Raw genomic sequence first — 18206 nt, forward strand, 5'->3', positions numbered from 1 at the left:
GATGCCTGCCGGATCAGTCGATCTGTGCGTCCAGGGCCAGCAGCTTGTCGCGGAAGTCCTCGTAGCCACGGTCGATCAGGGAGATGCCGTGGACGGTGGAGGGGCCGGAAGCTGTCAGTGCGGCGATCAGGTGACTGAAACCGCCACGCAGGTCGGGCACATCGATGTCCTGGCCGGTCAGCGGGGTGGGCCCGAAGATGACAGCCGAGTGGTTGAAGTTGCGCTGCTGGAAGCGGCAGGGCAGGGACCCCAGGCACTCCTTGTAGAGTTGGATGGTAGCGCCCATCTGAATCAGCGGCTTAGTGAAGCCGAAACGATTCTCATAGACGGTCTCGTGAACGATGGAAAGACCCTTGGCCTGGGTCAGAGCGACCACCAGGGGCTGCTGCCAGTCGGTCATGAACCCGGGGTGCACGTCGGTCTCGATGGCCACGGGCCGCAGGTCGCCGCCCGGATGCCAGAAGCGGATGCCGTCGTCGCGTACATCGAACTGGCCGCCTATCTTGCGGAAGACGTTCAAGTAAGTCATCATGTCAGGCTGGTGGGCGCCCTCGACCATGATGTCGCCATGGGTGGCCAAAGCGGCAGAGGCCCAGGAGGCAGCTTCGATCCGGTCGGGCAGGGAAGTATGGGTGAAGCCCTTCAGGGAGGGCACCCCCTCGATGCGGATGGTCCGGTCCACGTCCACGGAGATCTGCGCGCCCATCTTCTGCAGGACCGCCACCAAGTCCATGATTTCGGGTTCGGTCGCAGCCCCTGACAGCTCGGTGCGGCCCTCGGCAAGAACGGCCGCCAGCAGGGTCTGTTCCGTGGCGCCCACAGAAGGGTAAGGCAGGTGGATTTTGGCCCCATGCAGACCATCGGGCGCAGTGATGTGGATGCCGGCCTCATGCTCCTTGTCAACATCGGCCCCTAGCTTACGCAGGGTTTCCAGATGGAAATCAATGGGCCGGCTGCCGATGCGGCAACCGCCCAAGGCGGGGATGAAGGCCTCCCCCATCCGATGCAGAAGCGGACCCGAGAAGAGTATGGGGATTCGGGAGGAGCCGGACAGGGTGTCTACGTCGGCCACGTCGGCCAGCTCCACATGGCTGGCATCGATGGTGACCACGCCCTCCTGCGGGCGGACATCCACCTTGACCCCGTGCAGCCTCAGCAAATCCGAAACGACCTGGACATCACGGATCTCAGGCACATTCTTGAGTACCGAGACACCAGGAGCCAAAAGGGCGGCCACCATAGCCTTGCTGACGAAGTTCTTGGCCCCGCGGACCTGTATGGTGCCATGCAGGGGTCTGCCGCCCACCACATGCAGAACATCATTCTGTGTATTCACCTTGGGCATTTATCGGCTTCTTTCTCGTATCCGCTCAGAGCCGGGCTTTGGCGCGTCATCGGCCCCTATTTGCAAGTCTGCCACAGGGGGTGTGGGGACACCGTGAATTGTCGCCTCAGGCATAGAGCATCCACCCAGTCAGATACTGGTCAGGCGCCGGCTGAAACGAAGGGGACCAGCATCGTGAAGCCCATGATCAGCAGCAGCATGATAAAGAACGGGCAGGCCCAGGCACCATAGACGTTCGTATAGGTGCGGTTTTCCCGCAGAAAAGCGACAATCCGATGACGGCCCAGATAAAGGACCAGGACGGCTGTCAGCATGCCTGCCAGCATCATGAGCACGTTTATGTAGGAGGACATATTGTCGCTCATAAAGCCGAGAAGGAGTTCCAACCCGTCGCTGACGACCAGGTTGTTGAACACATGCAGAGCCATGGACCAGAAGATGGAGTATTCGCAGGCCAGATAGCCCAAGAGCAGACCCATAATGAAAGCGAAGAACCCCTGGCCAAGATCGCCATGGAAGAAGCCGAACATAACGGCGGAGGTGACGATGGCGAAGACATGGCCATAGGGCTTCAGCGCGTGCAGGATGGCCCCTCTGAAGACCAGTTCCTCGATGACGGGAGCCAGCAGGCTGACGTAAATAAACATGGGAATGGTACCCGAAGCCTGCTGGATCTGCTCAGTGGTGGTCCAGGACTGCTGCACTCCCAACCGCGCCGTGGTCCAGTCCATACCTGACTGATACCAGTCAGCCAGGGTCTGCCCAGTCAGCGTCAGCGCAAAGCACCCCAGCAGAACCTGCCAGGTCATGCGATGCAGATCCGTGTGGAAAATGCCCAGAGGGCCTGAATCGCAAATCTGCCGACGTCGTGTGAAGACCAGGAAGCAGAGGCCTGTGCAGGCGGCGATCAGATTGATGGTGCCGCCATACTCCTTGTCGGCATGTCTCGTCACATATACAAATCCCGAGTGAGCAGGCACTGGATCAAACACGGCATTCCACTCCATCTGAGCCAGAACACCGAACAGAAGGCCGACGCTGCTGATGATAAGCAGGTAGACCAGCAGCAGGGCCGCTTGACGGTTGAGCATGCCCCTGGCCGCGCTCATCCATGCGCGACCCGCTGTGCCTCGTCTGGGCTTCTGAGTCTGCCCGGTCCCTGACGCGTCGGCTGCCGTCGCTGTCTGCCCCATGTCACCATGCCCTTTCATGATCCTCCGCAGGTTTGGCCGTTCAGCACCGACCTCCAGCTGGTCCAAGTCTACGCCACCAGCGGCGGCACCTATGCATCATGCTCTAGAGCAGGCCGGGCACGAACTTGAAGATTGCCAGCAGCAGGCAGAGCAGCAAATAGAGCAGGAACCAGGGCTGCCTCCAGGACGCATAGGTCCCCCTAGGGGCTCGATAGCGCCGCCAGTAATCCAAGAGACTGGCGCGGTGCAGGAAGAACATGAGCAACCCAGCCAGCATCAAGACCAGAGCCACTGCCAAAACCAGCAGACGGGCAGTTCGCGAGGCGCTCATCAGATAACGGTTGGGCAGACCGCTGAAGAGCAGATCGCCGACCACACGGGCTCCGATGGCCCAGATCAGACCATACTCCAGGGAGCAGTATCCCAATGCCAGCCCCAGCAGGAAGATCCAAAGCCCAGAGACCGGATCACACTGCAGCAGGGCGCAAAGCAGGGATGAGGTCAGAATGGCAAAGACCCGGCCAAACCGACGCAGTCCGTTGAGGATGATGCCGCGGAAAACCAGCTCCTCAGCCAAGGGAACCGCCAGGAGGGCATACAGGGCCATCATCGGCGAGGACGTGCCTGTGACCAGCAGGCTGCGCGAGGCCAAGGAGGGGATGTGCAGAAGCAGACAGAAGTGGTTGAAGAACTTGTTCAGTTCATGGACCATCCCCTGGCCGAGCAGGAGAACTGCTATAAGAGCCAGCAGAGCCGCCAGCGTCATTCTTCTATCTGTGCGCCAATGGACGGCGTCCTCTCTTCGCCGATCCTCACCTCGAATAACGCTCCACTCTGAAATGCAGGCATAGGTCAGCGCCAGCAGGGCCGACAGGAGGGTAATTCCATCGGATAGGAAGGCTATGGACCCGGGGTCTTTGACCTGTTCCATGATGGCAGGCAGAATCATCCCCGAACCGACCATGAGCACCAGAACGGATATGGCCAGGTAGACGAAAGCGAAGGCGGCCTGCCCGTTGACGGCATGAAGAACCCCCGAACTGGCTGTGTAGGCGGTGGACTTTTGGGCAGCGGGCTTAGCCGTCTGCGATTCTGCCCGACCTTGGGATTGGGCCGCAACTGCAGCAGCTGGCTTGGCAGCATCAAGTTCACTTGGAACAGCAATCGGCTGTGAACCGACCGGCACCGGACGGCTTGCGCCTGCGACGGGTGCTGCCGAAGCATTGGAAACGCCCCTGGGGGCTGTCGGCTCGACTGAAGGACGGGTGCGGTTACGAGCAGATCGCCGCTTGGACGGCCGACGGGCTTCCCCACCCTTTTCATGGCCTCTGGCGGGAAGGCCGAGATGAAGACCCCCGAAACGCTTGCGAAAACCATGCGAAGAGCCGGACGGCTTGGTTGCGTCCGTCGCGGCATCCTCGGTCTCGGCCGACTCGGCCTTGGCAGCCACGGCAGCTGCAGCAGCCTCGGCAGCCTTGGCAGCAAGAGCTACCGAAGCACCCGGAGAGGATGCGGACGTCGGCGAAGATGCAAACTGGACGACCGACTGCGTCCCTGGAGCTGCGTTCACAGCCTCAGAAGTTCCGGAGGGAGCAGACTGAACGGCAATGCCTTCTTGGCCGGTCTGCATGGGCTGACCGACACGATCCTTCTGCGCGAGCGCAGTCCCCTGTCCGTCAATAGCCTTTGACGAAACGACCCGACCACCGGAGCCGTTACCGGCGACTGCAGTAGGCTGGACAACTACCCGTGGAGTCGAACAGACCCGACGCCCATGATGATCGGCTTCGCTGACCGCGGATCGTGTACCAGCATCATTCTCCGCTGGAGCCGACGAACCAGTGACCAGGGAATCCCAGTCCGCATCCGAGCGACGGACAACGACTGGTCGGTCGGCGAATACCACGGAAGTTGCAGGTGCAGAGACCTCCGAACCCGGTTTCGCAGACATCGGATCCTCAGAACCAGAGGCCGATGGCGTTCCGGCCGTGGTCACCGATTTGGGTTCAGCTGTATCGACTGAAGAAGGAGCGGGAGCAGAAGCTTTTGAAGACTCCTGCTCAGCCTTGGAAGGTGCCAGAGCAGATGAATTGACGGCATTGGCAGATGACGCAGGAACGGATGAAGTCTTTGCCACGAAAGCTGCAGGTTTGCCTGCACGAGTGCTTGCGGAGGGCTTACGACGCTTGGGCATATTCCAAGAGAAGACCGGACCTTTGTTCGTCTCGGGCTTGGTCCAGGACCAGACGACCTCGACCGCAGGCTGCTCCTGCTGTGCCGGGGTCTCTTTGGCCGTCCCGGTGGCCCTGGAAGCCTCCAGCTCTCGGCGAACCATCACGCGCCGCGGGGACGGCTCCTGGCTAGAATCCTTCCCGCCGTGCCCATCAGCTGGCAGGCCTGTCGGAGGAAACGCAGGAACTTCCGGTTGACTGGCCATGGTGACCGAGTTCAAAAAATTATAGGATCCGGGAAGCACCGAAGGTCGTTCACCGACTGGCAGGGCACCCTTGTGCCCCTTGCCACCGGCTCCTTCATCACCCAGAACCGCCGTCTTCCTATGAGCTATCCGCCCCGGGTAGGCCAATCCATCATCCACGGCCTCCCCCGGCAGGCTCAAGGGTGGCAGGTCGACGGATCCTTCCTCATAATCCCAGTGGCGTGCGTAGTCCTTGCTGGCACTGTGGGTTGCGGTCATGAGGGCAATAGAGGAGCGCGACACTTTCCAGCGCCCCTGATCGCTTTGGGCATTGGCAGACTCGCTGCCGCTGCTGCGATCCTCATCATCCCTCATCCGTCGATGATCCTTCCCCTTCATGCACTACCGTACGGCCGTCAAGGACGTCCAGCGACACGAACCTTTCCCCGTCTTCTTATCTTGACACCGCATATCCGAGTCTAGCCCGACCCCGCCCTTCTCTCGACAGAACCCCGACAACGGGCCGGCATTACCGACTGCCCGGTCAAGCCAGCCCCGGCACGAATTCGCTCAGGGCCATCAGCAGGCATGCCAGGCAGAAGAGCAGGAACCAGGGCGCCTTCCAGGAAGCGTATATCCCCTTGGGAGCGCGATTGCTGCGGCAGTAATCACGGAGAGCCCTAATCTTGAACAGCAGTCCGACGACTCCGGTCAGCAACACCAGGATCATGAGCAGACCTAGGCCGATGCGAACCACCTCGGGTGCCAGGGACATGTACTTGGCCAGCAGACCTGAAGAGAAGGCATTGTTGAGCATGTGCACCAGCAGGGACCAGACCAGCCCGTACTCCATGGCCAGATAGCCCAGAACCAAGCCGGAGACGAAACCGAACAGACCCTGAACCAAGGAACCATGCATGAAGCCGAAAAGCAGAGAAGAGGTAATAATGGCAAATACTCGACCAAAGCGGCGCAGGCCGTTCATGATGACCCCACGAAAGACCAGCTCCTCGGCAAAGGGCCCCAAAAGAATGCCATAGAAGAGCATGATCGGCGTATCCATGCCCCCGTCGTCAGACGCGGTCGGCGGATGCAGACCAGTACCGGAGAGAATGGCACTTAGTCCGGAGTTAGCCGCCCCGGCCACAAGCTGACTGAGGAAGAAGCAGGCCAGGGCGATGATCAACGCCAGCAGGCTGAATCTGCGCGCAGTGACCCAACGCACCTGGTCCTGGCCATGCCGTTCATGGCCTACGATGACCGGCCATTGACTGATCAAGGCAAACAGCAGGGCCAGCACCACGGAGATAACCACTGTCCAGTCCGACAAAGGACCGTTGTACTGCTCCTTGGAAGCGTGTGGGAAGAGAGCAGGCAGAACCACCTTGCCTCCCAGAAGGCCTGCCAGAGTCTCAATGGCCACATAAATGAAAGCAAAAGCACTTAGGGCATTCACTGCCTGTCTGACGCCCCAGTTGTGCACATCGCCGCTGCTGTGCCTCATGATAATCGCCCCTCTTTGTTTGCCAGCCGGTCACAGTCGACCAATGACTGGCACATTCCATGGTAGGCGAAGAGGGAGCGAATGACTTTCATATAAAGGCGCTCGGCCCGTCGGTCAGATGATGCCGCGGTCAGCCAGGGGACCAGGCCAGTCGATTTGACTCTCCCTGGCTGAAGTGACTGGCTCTTCGGGCATGTGCCGGGCCGGCAGGGTACGCGGCTTGAAGGGGAATCGCTCAGCCCGCATGCGCTCATAGGCACGGATATCATCCTCGTGCTGCAGGGTCAGATCGATGTCGTCGTAGCCGTTCATGAGCCGCCATCGCACATAGTCGTCCACCTGGAAGGGCAGGGTCACATCCGCGCAGGTAACCGTGCGAGCGCCCAGGTCCACGGTCATCTCGGCGCCGGGGTCCTCCTCCAGGAGCTTCCAGAGCAACTCCACTGATTCCTGGGGCATGATGGCGGCCAGGACCCCGTTCTTGGCGGTGTTCCCATAGAAGATGTCAGCAAAACGGGGGGCGATGATCACGCGGAAGCCATAGTCCCGCAGAGCCCAGACCGCATGCTCGCGCGAGGATCCGATGCCGAAATCCGGCCCGGCCACCAGGATGCGGGCACCCGAATATTCGGGCCTGTTGAGTATGAAATTCGGATCCCTTCGCCAGGCGTAGAAGAGCGCATCTTCGAAGCCGGTCTTCTGCACCCGCTTCAGGAACACGGCGGGGATGATCTGATCAGTGTCGACGTTGGAGCGGCGCAAGGGCACCCCTACCCCGGTTACAACGGAAAGTGGCTCCATGATAACCTCCTGCCTTCTGGATGGCGATGACGATGGCGAACGATTGATGACTTACAGATCGGCCGGGGAGCAGATGGTTCCCTTGATGGCCGTCGCGGCAGCCACCTCGGGCGAGGCCAGATGCGTCCTGCCGCCCTTGCCCTGACGACCCTGGAAGTTGCGGTTGGATGTGGAAATGGAACGCTCCCCCGGCACCAGCTGGTCGGGATTCATTCCCAGGCACATGGAGCAGCCGGCGTTGCGCCATTCGGCTCCGAAGTCCTCGAAGATGCGGTCCAGCCCCTCCTTCTCGGCCTGAATGCGAACTCGCGAAGAGGCCGGCACCACCAGGACGCGATGGAGGTTCTTGGCCTTGTGATGCCCCTTCATAACGGCCGCTGCCGCGCGAAGATCCTCGATGCGTCCGTTGGTGCAGGAGCCAATAAACACGGTGTCCACGGCGATGTCCCGGATGGGCATCCCCGGCTTCAGCCCCATGTAGTCGATGGCCTCCTGGGCCGCCTGGCGCTTAGCCGGGTCGGCGATCTTTTCTGGCACAGGCACATCAGCTGCGATGGGCAGGCCCTGTCCGGGGTTGGTGCCCCAGGTCACGTAGGGGGTCAGCTGGTCGGCATCCAGGATGACCTCCTTGTCGAAGGCTGCATCCGGATCGGTGGGCAGAGTCCGCCAGTAGTCCAGGGCCTGATCCCACATGGCCCCCTTTGGGGCGTGCGGCCGACCCTCCAAGTAGGCGAAAGTGGTCTCGTCGGGTGCGATCATCCCAGCCCTCGCCCCGGCCTCTATGGACATGTTGCAGATGGTCATGCGCGCATCCATAGACATGCGCCGAATGGCGTCACCCCGATATTCCAGAACGTGCCCTTGGCCGCCGCCAGTGCCGATCCTGGCTATGACTGCCAGGATGACATCCTTGGCGCTCACGCCCGGCTTGAGCTGGCCGCGGACGGTGATGGCCATGGTCTTGAAAGGCTTCAGACTCAGGGTCTGGGTGGCCAGAACATGCTCCACCTCGGAGGTTCCGACGCCGAAGGCCAAAGCCCCAAAGGCCCCGTGGGTCGAGGTATGCGAATCGCCGCAGACGATGGTCATGCCGGGCTGGGTCAACCCCAGAAGGGGTGCAAAGGCATGGACGATGCCCTGGTCCGCATCTCCCAATGGATGCAGGCGGACCCCGAACTCGCGACAGTTGCGCTCCAAGGTGGAGATCTGCAAAGCCGAGACCCTGTCGGCGATGGGTCGATCGATGTCGATGGTAGGGGTGTTGTGGTCCTCGGTGGCTATGACCTGGTCCAAGTGGCGGATCTTCCGGCCTGCCAGACGCAGTCCCTCGAAGGCCTGTGGACTGGTCACCTCATGCATGAGCTGCAGATCGATGTAGATCAGATCGGGCTCGCCTCCCTGGCCCTTCCTGACCAAATGGTCAGCCCAGACCTTTTCCGCCATTGTGCGTCCCATATCGCCTCCTACAAGCCTGCACCGGCCAGGGCGCCAACCTCGCCGGCTCCCCGTCGGCCTTTCATCACTGAGTATGGAACTGCCCAACGATTATGAACTTTTGCATTTCATATACTGAGATGGCATAATTCAACCATGGACACACCTTCTAAGAACGACGACAGATTTCCTTCGGCGAATGATCAGAACCTGCATCAGGAGGAGATTCATTCGGGCGTCGGCGTTCTGGACAAGACAGTGCGGATTCTGGATACTTTGGAGACCGGACCCATGACCCTGGGCCAGCTGGTCAACGCGACCGGATTGGCCCGACCCACGGCCCACCGACTGGCCATCGCCTTGGAGCGCCACCGTTTCGTGCTGCGGGACGCGCATGGCCGCTTTGTCCTGGGCTCCCGCTTCGCCGAGCTGGCCGCTGCCGCCGGCGAAGACCGCCTGCTGACCGCCTCAGGGCCCATCCTGCATACACTGCTTACCCGTTCGGGCGAGTCGGCCCAGATTTTCCGCCGCCAAGGCGAGGTCCGGATCTGCATCGCCGCAGTGGAACGCGCCTCCGGCCTGCGTGACTCCATCCCCGTAGGCGCTCTGCTGTCCATGGAGGCCGGGTCGGCTGCACAGATTCTGCTGGCTTGGGAGGAGCCTGAGCGCCTTCATCAGGGTCTGAGGCATGCCAAGTTCAACACGGCCACATTGGCCACGGTCCGCAAGCGCGGCTGGGCCGAGTCCATCAATGAGCGAGAAGAGGGGGTATGCTCCATTTCGGCCCCAATCCGCAACGGATCCGGACAAGTCATGGCAGCCATATCCATCTCCGGGCCTGTCAACCGCATGTCCACCACGCCGGGAAGGCGATACGCCCCTCTGGTCATGGCCGCTGGCAAATACCTGACCGAAGCCCTGCTGCGAGCCTCATCCCCCGCCCATCACAGGGTCTGAGCGGATTTCTGGCTCTTCACGGCCGCCTGGTGGAGCGCCAAGAGGCAATCAGCCCCGCCAGGGCCGTCAGGCCACCTGCCAGGAATCCGGGCCGACGCAGCAGATTGACCGCATCCCCAGTAGAGGTAGGCACATGGCTCATGGCGAAGGTATAGACCTTGTGGGATCCGGGCCGTCCCACCAATTGGCCGAATTCCAGGAGCTGGGTGCGCGGATTATGGGGATGGCGAATGTCGAACTCGAAGAGCCGTGCCGCCCGCTTGCCGGGCACCGGTCCATAGGAGCCAAATCCGCATGTGGGCGTTGCCCCCAGAGTCAGGTCACCACTGCGTCCGACGAAGCCATTGCGATGGTCATGCCCGGCGAAGAGAGCAAAGTAGCCGCCGTCGCGGGTCAGCAGGTCATACTCCCCGCTGTCCTCGTCCGGACAGGAGACGCCCTCGCCCAGATAGGAGCCAGGGCAGGTGCGCGATTCATCCAGGATGTAGCAATGGGAGTCGAAGCTTCGGTAGCCCTGGACCGCATAAGCCGTAGTGGCCGGCACTGGCTTAAGCAGATCATAGAACTGGGGAATTGGCATGTGCTGGAACACCATGGATCGGTTGCCTAAGAGATCCGGGACGGCCGCCAGGAAGTCCAGGGCCTGGGCCGAAGGCGGGCCATAGCCGCCGGAGCGGGCATAGTCGCCGGAGTCCAGCAGGACCAGGCCCATGACCACCCCCTGACCGTCGCAATCCGCCACTGGCAGGGCGAAAGTGCCTGGGGCACAGACGAAGGCCGTTTGGGAGGGCAGGGCCGACCCGATCAACGCGTGGACCCGATCCGGATGGGCGACCGTAGCCTCTGGGTTCAGACAACCGGGCACTTCCCGGTAGATGGCATCCATCTGATCGGTGTCTAGACCGCACTGGAAGTCGTGATTGCCGTAGGTAACGACGAAGGGAATCCCCCGTTCTACCAGCGGGCCGGTGATCAGACCGACGGTTCTACGGACCAGGTCCTCGGTGTGCTTGATATTCTGCCGACGTACAGGCTCGGCACCCCTGCCGGTCTCTCCATGCTCCGATCCCCGGCGGCCCGCAGCCGCTTGGCCATTCTGGGGCTTGGAGGAGCGCCTCAGCGAGGCTCCCCCCAGTCCCAGGGCGCCGCCCATGCTCAGACCTGCTGAGTAGATGCCATCCAGAGGGGTACTCCAACGCCTCTTGCGGAAGGTGTGCTCGTAGGCCGTGTCGTAACCGGCCACCTGGTTGCCCGAGAAGACCACCAGATCAGGCCTGGCTGCATCACAGGCCGCGCCTATCAGCCTGATCGTGTCCGTAGAGACCTTGGGGCCCTCCTGGACATCGGCCAATTGCAAAAGTCTGAACTTGCCCGAGTGATGGAACTGAAGTCGCCCTAGCCGGGCCGAAACGGACAGCGGTCGATCATGCCCTGCCTCGCCGCCTTGTGGGCAGGCCTGATACGCGTGGTAATGCTGACTCATATATCCCAGCCTACTTCACCTGGCTTCGGCCATCGCCCGATCTGTGCAACCACTTCCCAGAAATGGCCCGTGAAGATGGCATCCTTCGTCCTAGGTCGGAGGATTGCCCAGCAGGGTGTGAGATTGGCCACATTGGCCACAGCGGCAGCCAGGACCGGGCCAATGATCTCCGGGCATGGTCTTGTACTTGGTATATTGAATATGTTGCGGTTCTCAACAAGCGAGAGGGAGCATACCTCCATGGCAGAAGGACAAGGGCTCCTGTTGCGCAAGGATCTTGAGCGGGTCGTCGACCGCCTGCACCAAGAGCGCACCCACGTGGCTCCCTATCAGGAGGATTACCGTCGACTGCTGGACAACCACGGCAAGATGATCCGAGCCGCTATGGTGGTCCTCTTTGCCCGAGCCGGCACCAGCACTGAAGGACTGATGGACGACACTGTCATCACCGGCGCAGCCGCCATCGAGATGCTCCATCTGGCCACGCTAGTTCACGACGACGTTCTGGACAGTGCCCCCATCCGCCGCAACAAGCCTACGGTCCACACCATCCGAGGCAACAAGGCCGCCATCTATCTGGGAGATCTGATCCTCTCGCGCTACATGGAGATCATGGCCTCCATAGCCCCTGATACAGCCTTTATCAGGGAGCAGGCCGGCACAGTCTGCGAAATTGTAGGCGGGGAGCTTTATCAGGAGTCCGACCGCCACCACACCCAGATAACCATAGACGACTACGACCGAGCCATCTCCGGCAAAACGGCGGCCCTCTTCCGCCTGGCCTGCCTGACCGGGATCCGCCTCGACGGCCAGCCAACCGACCCGGCACTGGAACGGACTGCCCGAAACTTCGGCAGTAATCTGGGTATGGCCTTCCAAATCATCGACGACATCAATGATTTTGATCTGGATCACGACACCGGCAAGCCCAAGCTGGAGGATATCCGCGATGGGATCTACACTCTGCCGGTTCTGCTGGGATTCCAGGAGGATGAAAACTTCAGAACACTGGTCCAGCAAGACGATCCTGTCCAGGTGGTCGCCTACTTCAGAAGCCATCCCCACCTGATGGAGAGCAGTCGGCAAACCGCCAGGGACTATCTGCGGCGTGCTGTAGACAGTCTGGAGGATTCCCCCGTGGCCAAAGGCGTGCGCGACCTGCTTCAGGGCATGGCAACTACGATAACCGCTCAGATCTGACCGAATCGGCACTACCAAACGAGAGGGAGCGAAGCCGGTCGGATATCATGCATATGCCGAGCATTCGCCAAAACATTCGCTTCATGCTCGGGATTGCCCCCCCACTGACGCCAAGGCCTGATGACAGCAAAGCCCCCGTCCCGAACCGTGAGGTCCGAAACGGGGGCTTGCCGAAGGGGAAGAGAGGGTGGGCCAGCTAGCCAGCTAGCCAGCCAGCCGTCAGGCCAAGGCCACCCGGGCGGGAGCGCCATGCACCTTGGCGGTCTGCGGCCCATTGCCGTCATCCGGCCGGTAGAAGGGTCCCTGGTGCAGGGTCCTCCTGGTATAGAAGACCATGACTCCGCCCAGTACCAGGAAGAGGAGGAAATAGACAGTGCAGGTGAAGAGCAGGTTTGGCACCGTGCTCGTCGGCGAAACTCCATCGGCAATGGTCTGGAAACCGTAGACCAGCCATGGATATCGTCCAAGCTCCGTCACCAGCCAGCCGCTGGTCGTGGCCACGAAGGGGACGAAAGTAAAGATACCCATGATCCAGAGCTTCCAACGAGTGGTGAACAGCGTGTTCTTCTTCTTGCGTGTAAACCAAAGCACCAATGCGGATATCAGAGCGAAGGCAAAGCCGACTCCGGCCATCAGGCGGAAGACCCAGAAAAGGGTGGCGGCCGGTACGTAGTAGTTCATATCCTTGCCATACTTGGCATCATACTTCTCGTGCAGCTCTTTGTTGATGGTGTTCATGCCCTTGACGGCCCCTGTGCTCTTGCCGTAAGCCAGTATGGACATGGCGCCTGGAACCTCGACAGACCCGTCGACCTTGTGATCCTTCTCGTTGACCAAAGCCACAACCGTCCAGGGGGCAGGATCGCCGGTATCCTCGTAGATGCCCTCAGTGGCGGCCAGCTTCATAGGTTGATCGGTCACGATGTACTTGCCCTGCAGATCACCATAGGTAATCACGCAGATGGAGCCGATCAGCCCCATCAGGGCGGCCAGACGGATGGACTTGGTGAAGAAGTTGACCTTGGCCTGCTTATCGGAGTCAGCCTCTACAGCAGCCACGGCCTTATCCTTGTTGCCCAGATGCATCCTCAGCAGGCTGAAGGCGCTGCAGCCCATGACCACAAAAGCCCCTGTGCAGACGGCAGCGAAGAAGACGTGGGGGAATTCTATCCATAACTGAGGGTTGGATACCACGGCGCCGAAATCGGTCAGACGCACATGGCCGGTGGCCTGGTTGATCTCGAAGCCGACCGGATGCTGCATGAAGCTGTTGGCAGCCAGAATCCAGATGGCCGACATGGATGAGCCCAGGAAGGTCAGCCAGATGAAGACCGCATGCACAGCCGGCTTGAAGCGGTTCCAAGTGAACATCCACACACCGATGAATGTGGATTCCAGGAAGAAGGCCAGCAAGGCTTCGATGGCCAATGGGGCACCGAAGATATCACCCATGAACCTGGAGTAATTGGACCAGTTCATGCCGAACTGGAACTCCTGGATGATCCCAGTGACCACGCCGACTGCGAAGGAGAGCAGGAAGATTTTGGACCAGAACATGGTCATCTTCTTGTAGACATCCTTCTTGGTCACCACATAGATGGTCTCCATGATCGCGACCGCCAGGGACAGACCGATGGTCATAGGGACATAGAAGAAGTGGAATATCGTCGTCATGGCGAACTGGAATCTAGACAATCCCAATACAGTGAACATCGTTCCTCCCAATCTCTGCAGTGATTCGTCGGGCGTGAGTGCACGGGTCGAATCCGAACGGATTCAGATGTGACCGGACTTCTTGCCTACGAAAGCCTTTTGGCCCTCCCCGGCTTAGCGATCCTGCCGCTTCTCCGGGCTTCGGCTTCCATACCGTACAGTCCATGAACTGTCGGCATGCAACAACCAGCAGGGAAGCCATCCGCCAAGATCGACGACCTGGCAACCGCGCAAAGCTCACTGCCCGGAAAACAGCCTGATGGTCATTCAACAGGGTTCCGTCCATCCGAATCTGACTGCCAGTCCAAGTATATCCCTTGACCGTCGCTCTTGTCCACGTCCGAGACATCCATGCGATAAAGTTCACGGAAACGTGCGTTTTCCCGATACAGGTCGACCGGGCGCCCTTGCATGACGATGTGACCGTCCTGCATGAAGATGACCTGGTCGGCCTCCTCCAGCCCCTGCAGGTGATGGGTCACCCAAAGGAGTGTGCGCTTTTGGCTTACTCTGAAAATCATAGCCATGAGCCATCGCTCGGTAATGGGATCCAGACCGATGGTGGGCTCGTCCAAAAGAATGATGGGAGTGCGCTTGAGCACGATTCTGGCCAAGGCCACACGCTGACGCTGCCCGCCTGAAAGACGGCCGCCGGCCTCCTCCACCGGCGTGTCGATTCCCTGGGGCATGCCCGCCACAACCTTATCCAGCTGAACAGCCTTCAAGGCCTGGCGGACCTGATCGTCATCGGCCTGTGGAGCACCCAGACGCACGTTGGAGGCAATCGTGGTATTGAAGAGGAATGCCTGCTGGTTCAAATAGCCGAAAAGCTCGGGACGCTGGTCCTGCAAGGCATCGACCGGTATTCCATTGATCAGGATGCGGCCACTGGTGGGGCGCAGGTCGCCCAGAAGCAGCTGAAGAACCGTTGTCTTGCCCTCACCGCTGGGACCGAGCAGGGCCACTCGTTGTCCACCCTCGATCCGCAGGCTGAAGTCGTCCAGCAACAGCGGGTCATCAGGCCCGTAGGAGAAACTGACATGATCGAAAACGATCGACCTGATCGGCCCCTCCAGCCTGGTCTGAGCACTGGCCGGAATCCGCCGGGACTCGACCCGCTCGGTCAGTTCATTCAGGTGGCCCAGAGAGTCCGTATAAAGGGGAACCTCAGCCACCGCCTGGGAGACCACGATGAAACAGTCGACCAAAGGAAAAACCGCCAGGACCACTGCTGCCGCGAAGTCCGCAACGGAGGTGGAACTGGTCATACGCAGATCCGCTCCAACGATCAGAGCCACCACCATGAGGGCGAAAATCATCTGGATGCCGCAATTGCGCCATCGCTCAAACCGCTTTTGCTGCCTACGGCCATTGGCGATGTCGTTGAAATCGTCGGACGCTATATCCACGAACCGCCGCCGGCGGCGGGTGATCACCCAATCCCCCAGGCCCATATAGCTCTCAGTTACAGCAGTGTACTGGTCCTGCCGCCTTGCCTTCTCCATGTCATAGCGCCCGTCTGAATAAGCCAGCGAGACCAGCGGGACCAGGATCAGGATCAAGGCGAAAAGCAGGAAGAGCAGGAGCGAGGTCAGCCAGGAGAAGACGCCTACGGCGATGGTGACCACCACCCACATAATATAGGCCACGACCGTGGGGAAGATGGTGCGCAGGTAGAAGTTCTCCAAATGGTCCAGGTCGTCCGAGAGCATGCCCAAAACCTCGCCCGTGCGTTCATGCTCGTTCAGGAAGGCAGCATCCTGCGAGAGGGTGCGATAGAGCTGAACCCGCAGCTTGGAGACTACTCGGAGCACCCAATCATGGCTCTTGATGCGCTCCAGGTACTTGAATGACGGCCGTCCGATGCCGAAGGCCCTAGTCAGGACCACCGGCACGTAGACTGCGAAAATGTTGAAGGGGTGACGGGCCGACCTGCTGATCAGGAAGCCCGAGGTGAACATGAGCCCGGCCGCGCAGACGAAGGTGATGGCCCCCAGGAAAAAGATCAGGGCAAGCAACCCCTTGTTCTGACGAAGGTAGGGCCAGAACCAATGATCCCGGTGCCAGATCTGCATGTAGCCTGACAGCCCGCGGCCGCGGCGGGAGGTCTTCGGCGCCCTCCTGCCGCCTTTTCCGGCGGCATCAGTCCTGCTGGTAGTCGGCAATCTGGTTCCCCCCCATCTCGTTGATCAGATCATCCAAGGGCCCGCCCTGACCGATCAGCTCGCGCGGATCGCCTTGGGCTACAATCCGTCCATCCTCCAGCATGATCACCCAATCCATGTTGGCCAGCCAGTGCAGGCGGTGGGTGGCCAGGACGACAAGGTGCCCGTTCATGATGGGCAGCAGTGTCTGCTTCAGATCGTATTCCGTCTCGATGTCCAGGTGGGCGGTGGGCTCGTCAAACAACAGGATCTCGCGTGAGGGGTCCAAGACGCCCCTGGCCAGGGCGATTCGCTGAGCCTGGCCGCCGCTGATGCCACGGTTGCCCTCACCGATTCGGGTGTTCAGACCGTCGGACAGTGTTTTTAGCCAGTCGGTCAACCCGGCCTGGTCGGCTGCACGAGCCACCGCAGCATCGTCTGCATCCTGGTTGTAGAAGCGGATGTTGTCAGCCACGGTGCCATGGAAGATGAAGGGGTTCTGGGGAATATAACTGATGTGCCGCTGCCAGGCAGCCGCATTGCAGTGCTCCAGCAGATGACCGTCCAAGTCGATGCTGCCCGCCTTGGGCTGCTCAAAGCCGGCCAGCAAATCCATCAATGTGGACTTGCCTGCTCCTGAACGGCCGACGACGGCCACCTTGGAAAAGCCGCGCAGGTCCAGCTCCAGCCCGCTCAGGGCCAGGGGCTGCTCCTCGGCATCGCTGTCGACCCGGCGGACCTGTGACTCCGGAACATCCTCGACTTCGGTTCCTCGCGATGCTCCGGAATTGGATGCCACCGAAACCGGCATCCCATCACCGTCATGACCCTTGGATGCCTTGGGCTTATTGCTTTTCTTGCCGGTCTTTTGATTCTCGGATTTGGCCATGGCATCCATCTGCGCCCCGGCTGAAGCATTGCTCTGCAACGGCTTGGGGCCAGGATAGGCGAAGTCGATTCCCTCCAGGTGCAGGTGGCTGTCCTGCTTCCACCCGGACCAGTCCAGCTCCTCCAAGCGCTTAGGCTCAGGCTGGGCCAGCATGTCTACGATGTCATCCAAGGCATTCTTGCCGTTCAGTGTTGCATGGAAGTCGTCTCCGAACTGGCGAATAGGCATGAAGTATTCGGGAGCCAAGATCAGGGCCAGCAGGGAGGGAAAGAGCTCCGCTTTGCCATCGATCAGGCTGTTGCCCAAGAAGACCGCCATGATGGCGATGGCCAAAGTGGCGAAGAAGTCCAGGGCAAAAGTGGAGGTCATAGCCACCCGGATAACGCTCATGGTCCTCTTCCGGAAGCGGTCAGATACCGAATAGATCTCGTCCTCGTACTCCTTGTCGATGCCCAGCATCTTCAGGGTCGGCAGGCCCAAGACCGTATCCATGAACCTTGTGTTGAGCTTTCGGAACTGGGCGTACTGTCGACTGGAGCGATCCCTGGCGGCCAGGCCCAGGATGACCATGAAGAAGATGAGCAGGGGCAGCATAAGCAGGAGAATCAGACCGGAACCTGCATCCTGTGCCCAGACCATGACCAGAACGATCAGGGGGATGAAAATGAGATCCATCAGCTTGGGCAGGACCGTCAACACATAGGTGCGCACCTGGTCGAGTCCGTCCACCAACATGGTGACGGCCGATCCTGTGCCGCGCCGGGCCAGAGCCGATGGGCCCAGCGAGAAGACCTTGTCCTGAATTCGGGGCCGCAGCTGCGCCACGACGGCATCGGCACGATCGGTGGCGATACGATCCTTGGCCACGTCGCAGAGCTGCCGACAGGTGTAGGCGACCAAAAAGATCAGCACTGGCGCCACCAGCACACTGAGGTTCTGAAGGTGCCAAATGCGCACCAGAGCCAAGGTAAGTCCATAGGCCTGAGCCACCACACCGATTCCCTGGACCAGGGACAGGCCGGCCAGCAGGCCCAGGGTGGACCGGACTCCATCGAAACGGAAGAGATTTTTGTCGATCAATGCATTACCCTTCGGATGTCCTCCGGTCCTGTCGGCGCTGCCTCCCC

Annotated in this window: 12 protein-coding genes; 2 read left to right on the forward strand and 10 right to left on the reverse strand. The window is 60.5% G+C overall.

What is annotated here, in order from left to right; all coding sequences use genetic code 11:
* Positions 1-13 precede the first annotated feature (13 nt).
* The 6 genes from murA to leuC all read right to left on the reverse strand — a co-directional run bounded on the left by murA (position 14) and on the right by leuC (position 8714).
* Positions 14-1345, reverse strand: coding sequence for a UDP-N-acetylglucosamine 1-carboxyvinyltransferase (murA, locus tag J3T93_RS04720; RefSeq protein ID WP_220236834.1), 1332 nt, complete (start codon positions 1343-1345; stop codon positions 14-16).
* Positions 1346-1485: 140 nt separating this feature from the next.
* Positions 1486-2538, reverse strand: coding sequence for a CPBP family intramembrane glutamic endopeptidase (locus J3T93_RS04725; protein WP_267430728.1), 1053 nt, complete (start codon positions 2536-2538; stop codon positions 1486-1488).
* Positions 2539-2641: 103 nt separating this feature from the next.
* Positions 2642-5329, reverse strand: a complete 2688-nt coding sequence (locus tag J3T93_RS04730; protein WP_267430729.1) for a type II CAAX prenyl endopeptidase Rce1 family protein — start codon at positions 5327-5329, stop codon at positions 2642-2644.
* 169 nt (positions 5330-5498) lie between these two features.
* Positions 5499-6458 carry a CPBP family intramembrane glutamic endopeptidase gene (locus J3T93_RS04735; RefSeq protein WP_267430730.1) on the reverse strand — a complete coding sequence of 320 codons (960 nt, stop codon included), beginning with the start codon at positions 6456-6458 and terminating at the stop codon, positions 5499-5501.
* Between the two features lie 114 nt (positions 6459-6572).
* Positions 6573-7259, reverse strand: coding sequence for a 3-isopropylmalate dehydratase small subunit (gene leuD / locus J3T93_RS04740; protein ID WP_267430731.1), 687 nt, complete (start codon positions 7257-7259; stop codon positions 6573-6575).
* 51 nt (positions 7260-7310) lie between these two features.
* On the reverse strand, positions 7311-8714 hold the full coding sequence (gene leuC, locus J3T93_RS04745) for a 3-isopropylmalate dehydratase large subunit (protein ID WP_267430732.1): 1404 nt from the start codon (positions 8712-8714) through the stop codon (positions 7311-7313).
* A 135-nt stretch (positions 8715-8849) separates the two neighbouring features.
* Here leuC and J3T93_RS04750 point away from each other — a divergent pair, with 135 nt between their 5' ends.
* On the forward strand, positions 8850-9650 hold the full coding sequence (locus tag J3T93_RS04750) for an IclR family transcriptional regulator (RefSeq protein ID WP_258561538.1): 801 nt from the start codon (positions 8850-8852) through the stop codon (positions 9648-9650).
* 16 nt (positions 9651-9666) lie between these two features.
* Here J3T93_RS04750 and J3T93_RS04755 read toward each other — a convergent pair whose 3' ends face one another.
* The gene (locus J3T93_RS04755; protein ID WP_267430733.1) at positions 9667-11133 is read right to left on the reverse strand and encodes a serine/threonine protein phosphatase; all 1467 of its coding nucleotides are present in this window, start codon (positions 11131-11133) and stop codon (positions 9667-9669) included.
* Positions 11134-11373: 240 nt separating this feature from the next.
* On the opposite strand from J3T93_RS04755, the gene J3T93_RS04760 reads away from it, so the two are divergent.
* A complete protein-coding gene (locus J3T93_RS04760) occupies positions 11374-12333 on the forward strand; it encodes a polyprenyl synthetase family protein (RefSeq protein ID WP_267430734.1) in 960 nt (319 codons plus the stop codon).
* A gap of 219 nt (positions 12334-12552) precedes the next feature.
* Here the strand turns inward: J3T93_RS04760 and J3T93_RS04765 are convergent, their stop codons facing one another.
* From J3T93_RS04765 to J3T93_RS04775, 3 genes are all read right to left on the reverse strand, one after another.
* Positions 12553-14046, reverse strand: a complete 1494-nt coding sequence (locus J3T93_RS04765) for a cytochrome ubiquinol oxidase subunit I (protein WP_267430736.1) — start codon at positions 14044-14046, stop codon at positions 12553-12555.
* Between the two features lie 263 nt (positions 14047-14309).
* Positions 14310-16211: a thiol reductant ABC exporter subunit CydC gene (gene cydC / locus J3T93_RS04770; protein WP_267430738.1), complete on the reverse strand. Its 1902-nt coding sequence runs from the start codon at positions 16209-16211 to the stop codon at positions 14310-14312.
* Positions 16189-18159 (reverse strand): ABC transporter ATP-binding protein/permease, encoded by a 1971-nt coding sequence (locus J3T93_RS04775; RefSeq protein WP_267430739.1) that lies wholly within the window; start codon positions 18157-18159, stop codon positions 16189-16191. Before J3T93_RS04775 ends, cydC begins: the two co-directional genes overlap by 23 nt.
* Positions 18160-18206 lie beyond the last annotated feature (47 nt).

It is taken from the genome of Bifidobacterium sp. B4111 (assembly GCF_026537235.1).
Lineage (GTDB): Bacteria > Actinomycetota > Actinomycetes > Actinomycetales > Bifidobacteriaceae > Bombiscardovia.

Coding starts and splice junctions, on each gene's coding strand:
- murA (WP_220236834.1), bottom strand. CDS start 1,345: ATGCCCAAGGTGAATACACAGAATGATGTTCTGCATGTGGTGGGCGGC.
- J3T93_RS04725 (WP_267430728.1), bottom strand. CDS start 2,538: ATGGGGCAGACAGCGACGGCAGCCGACGCGTCAGGGACCGGGCAGACT.
- J3T93_RS04730 (WP_267430729.1), bottom strand. CDS start 5,329: ATGAGGGATGATGAGGATCGCAGCAGCGGCAGCGAGTCTGCCAATGCC.
- J3T93_RS04735 (WP_267430730.1), bottom strand. CDS start 6,458: ATGAGGCACAGCAGCGGCGATGTGCACAACTGGGGCGTCAGACAGGCA.
- leuD (WP_267430731.1), bottom strand. CDS start 7,259: ATGGAGCCACTTTCCGTTGTAACCGGGGTAGGGGTGCCCTTGCGCCGC.
- leuC (WP_267430732.1), bottom strand. CDS start 8,714: ATGGGACGCACAATGGCGGAAAAGGTCTGGGCTGACCATTTGGTCAGG.
- J3T93_RS04750 (WP_258561538.1), top strand. CDS start 8,850: ATGGACACACCTTCTAAGAACGACGACAGATTTCCTTCGGCGAATGAT.
- J3T93_RS04755 (WP_267430733.1), bottom strand. CDS start 11,133: ATGAGTCAGCATTACCACGCGTATCAGGCCTGCCCACAAGGCGGCGAG.
- J3T93_RS04760 (WP_267430734.1), top strand. CDS start 11,374: ATGGCAGAAGGACAAGGGCTCCTGTTGCGCAAGGATCTTGAGCGGGTC.
- J3T93_RS04765 (WP_267430736.1), bottom strand. CDS start 14,046: ATGTTCACTGTATTGGGATTGTCTAGATTCCAGTTCGCCATGACGACG.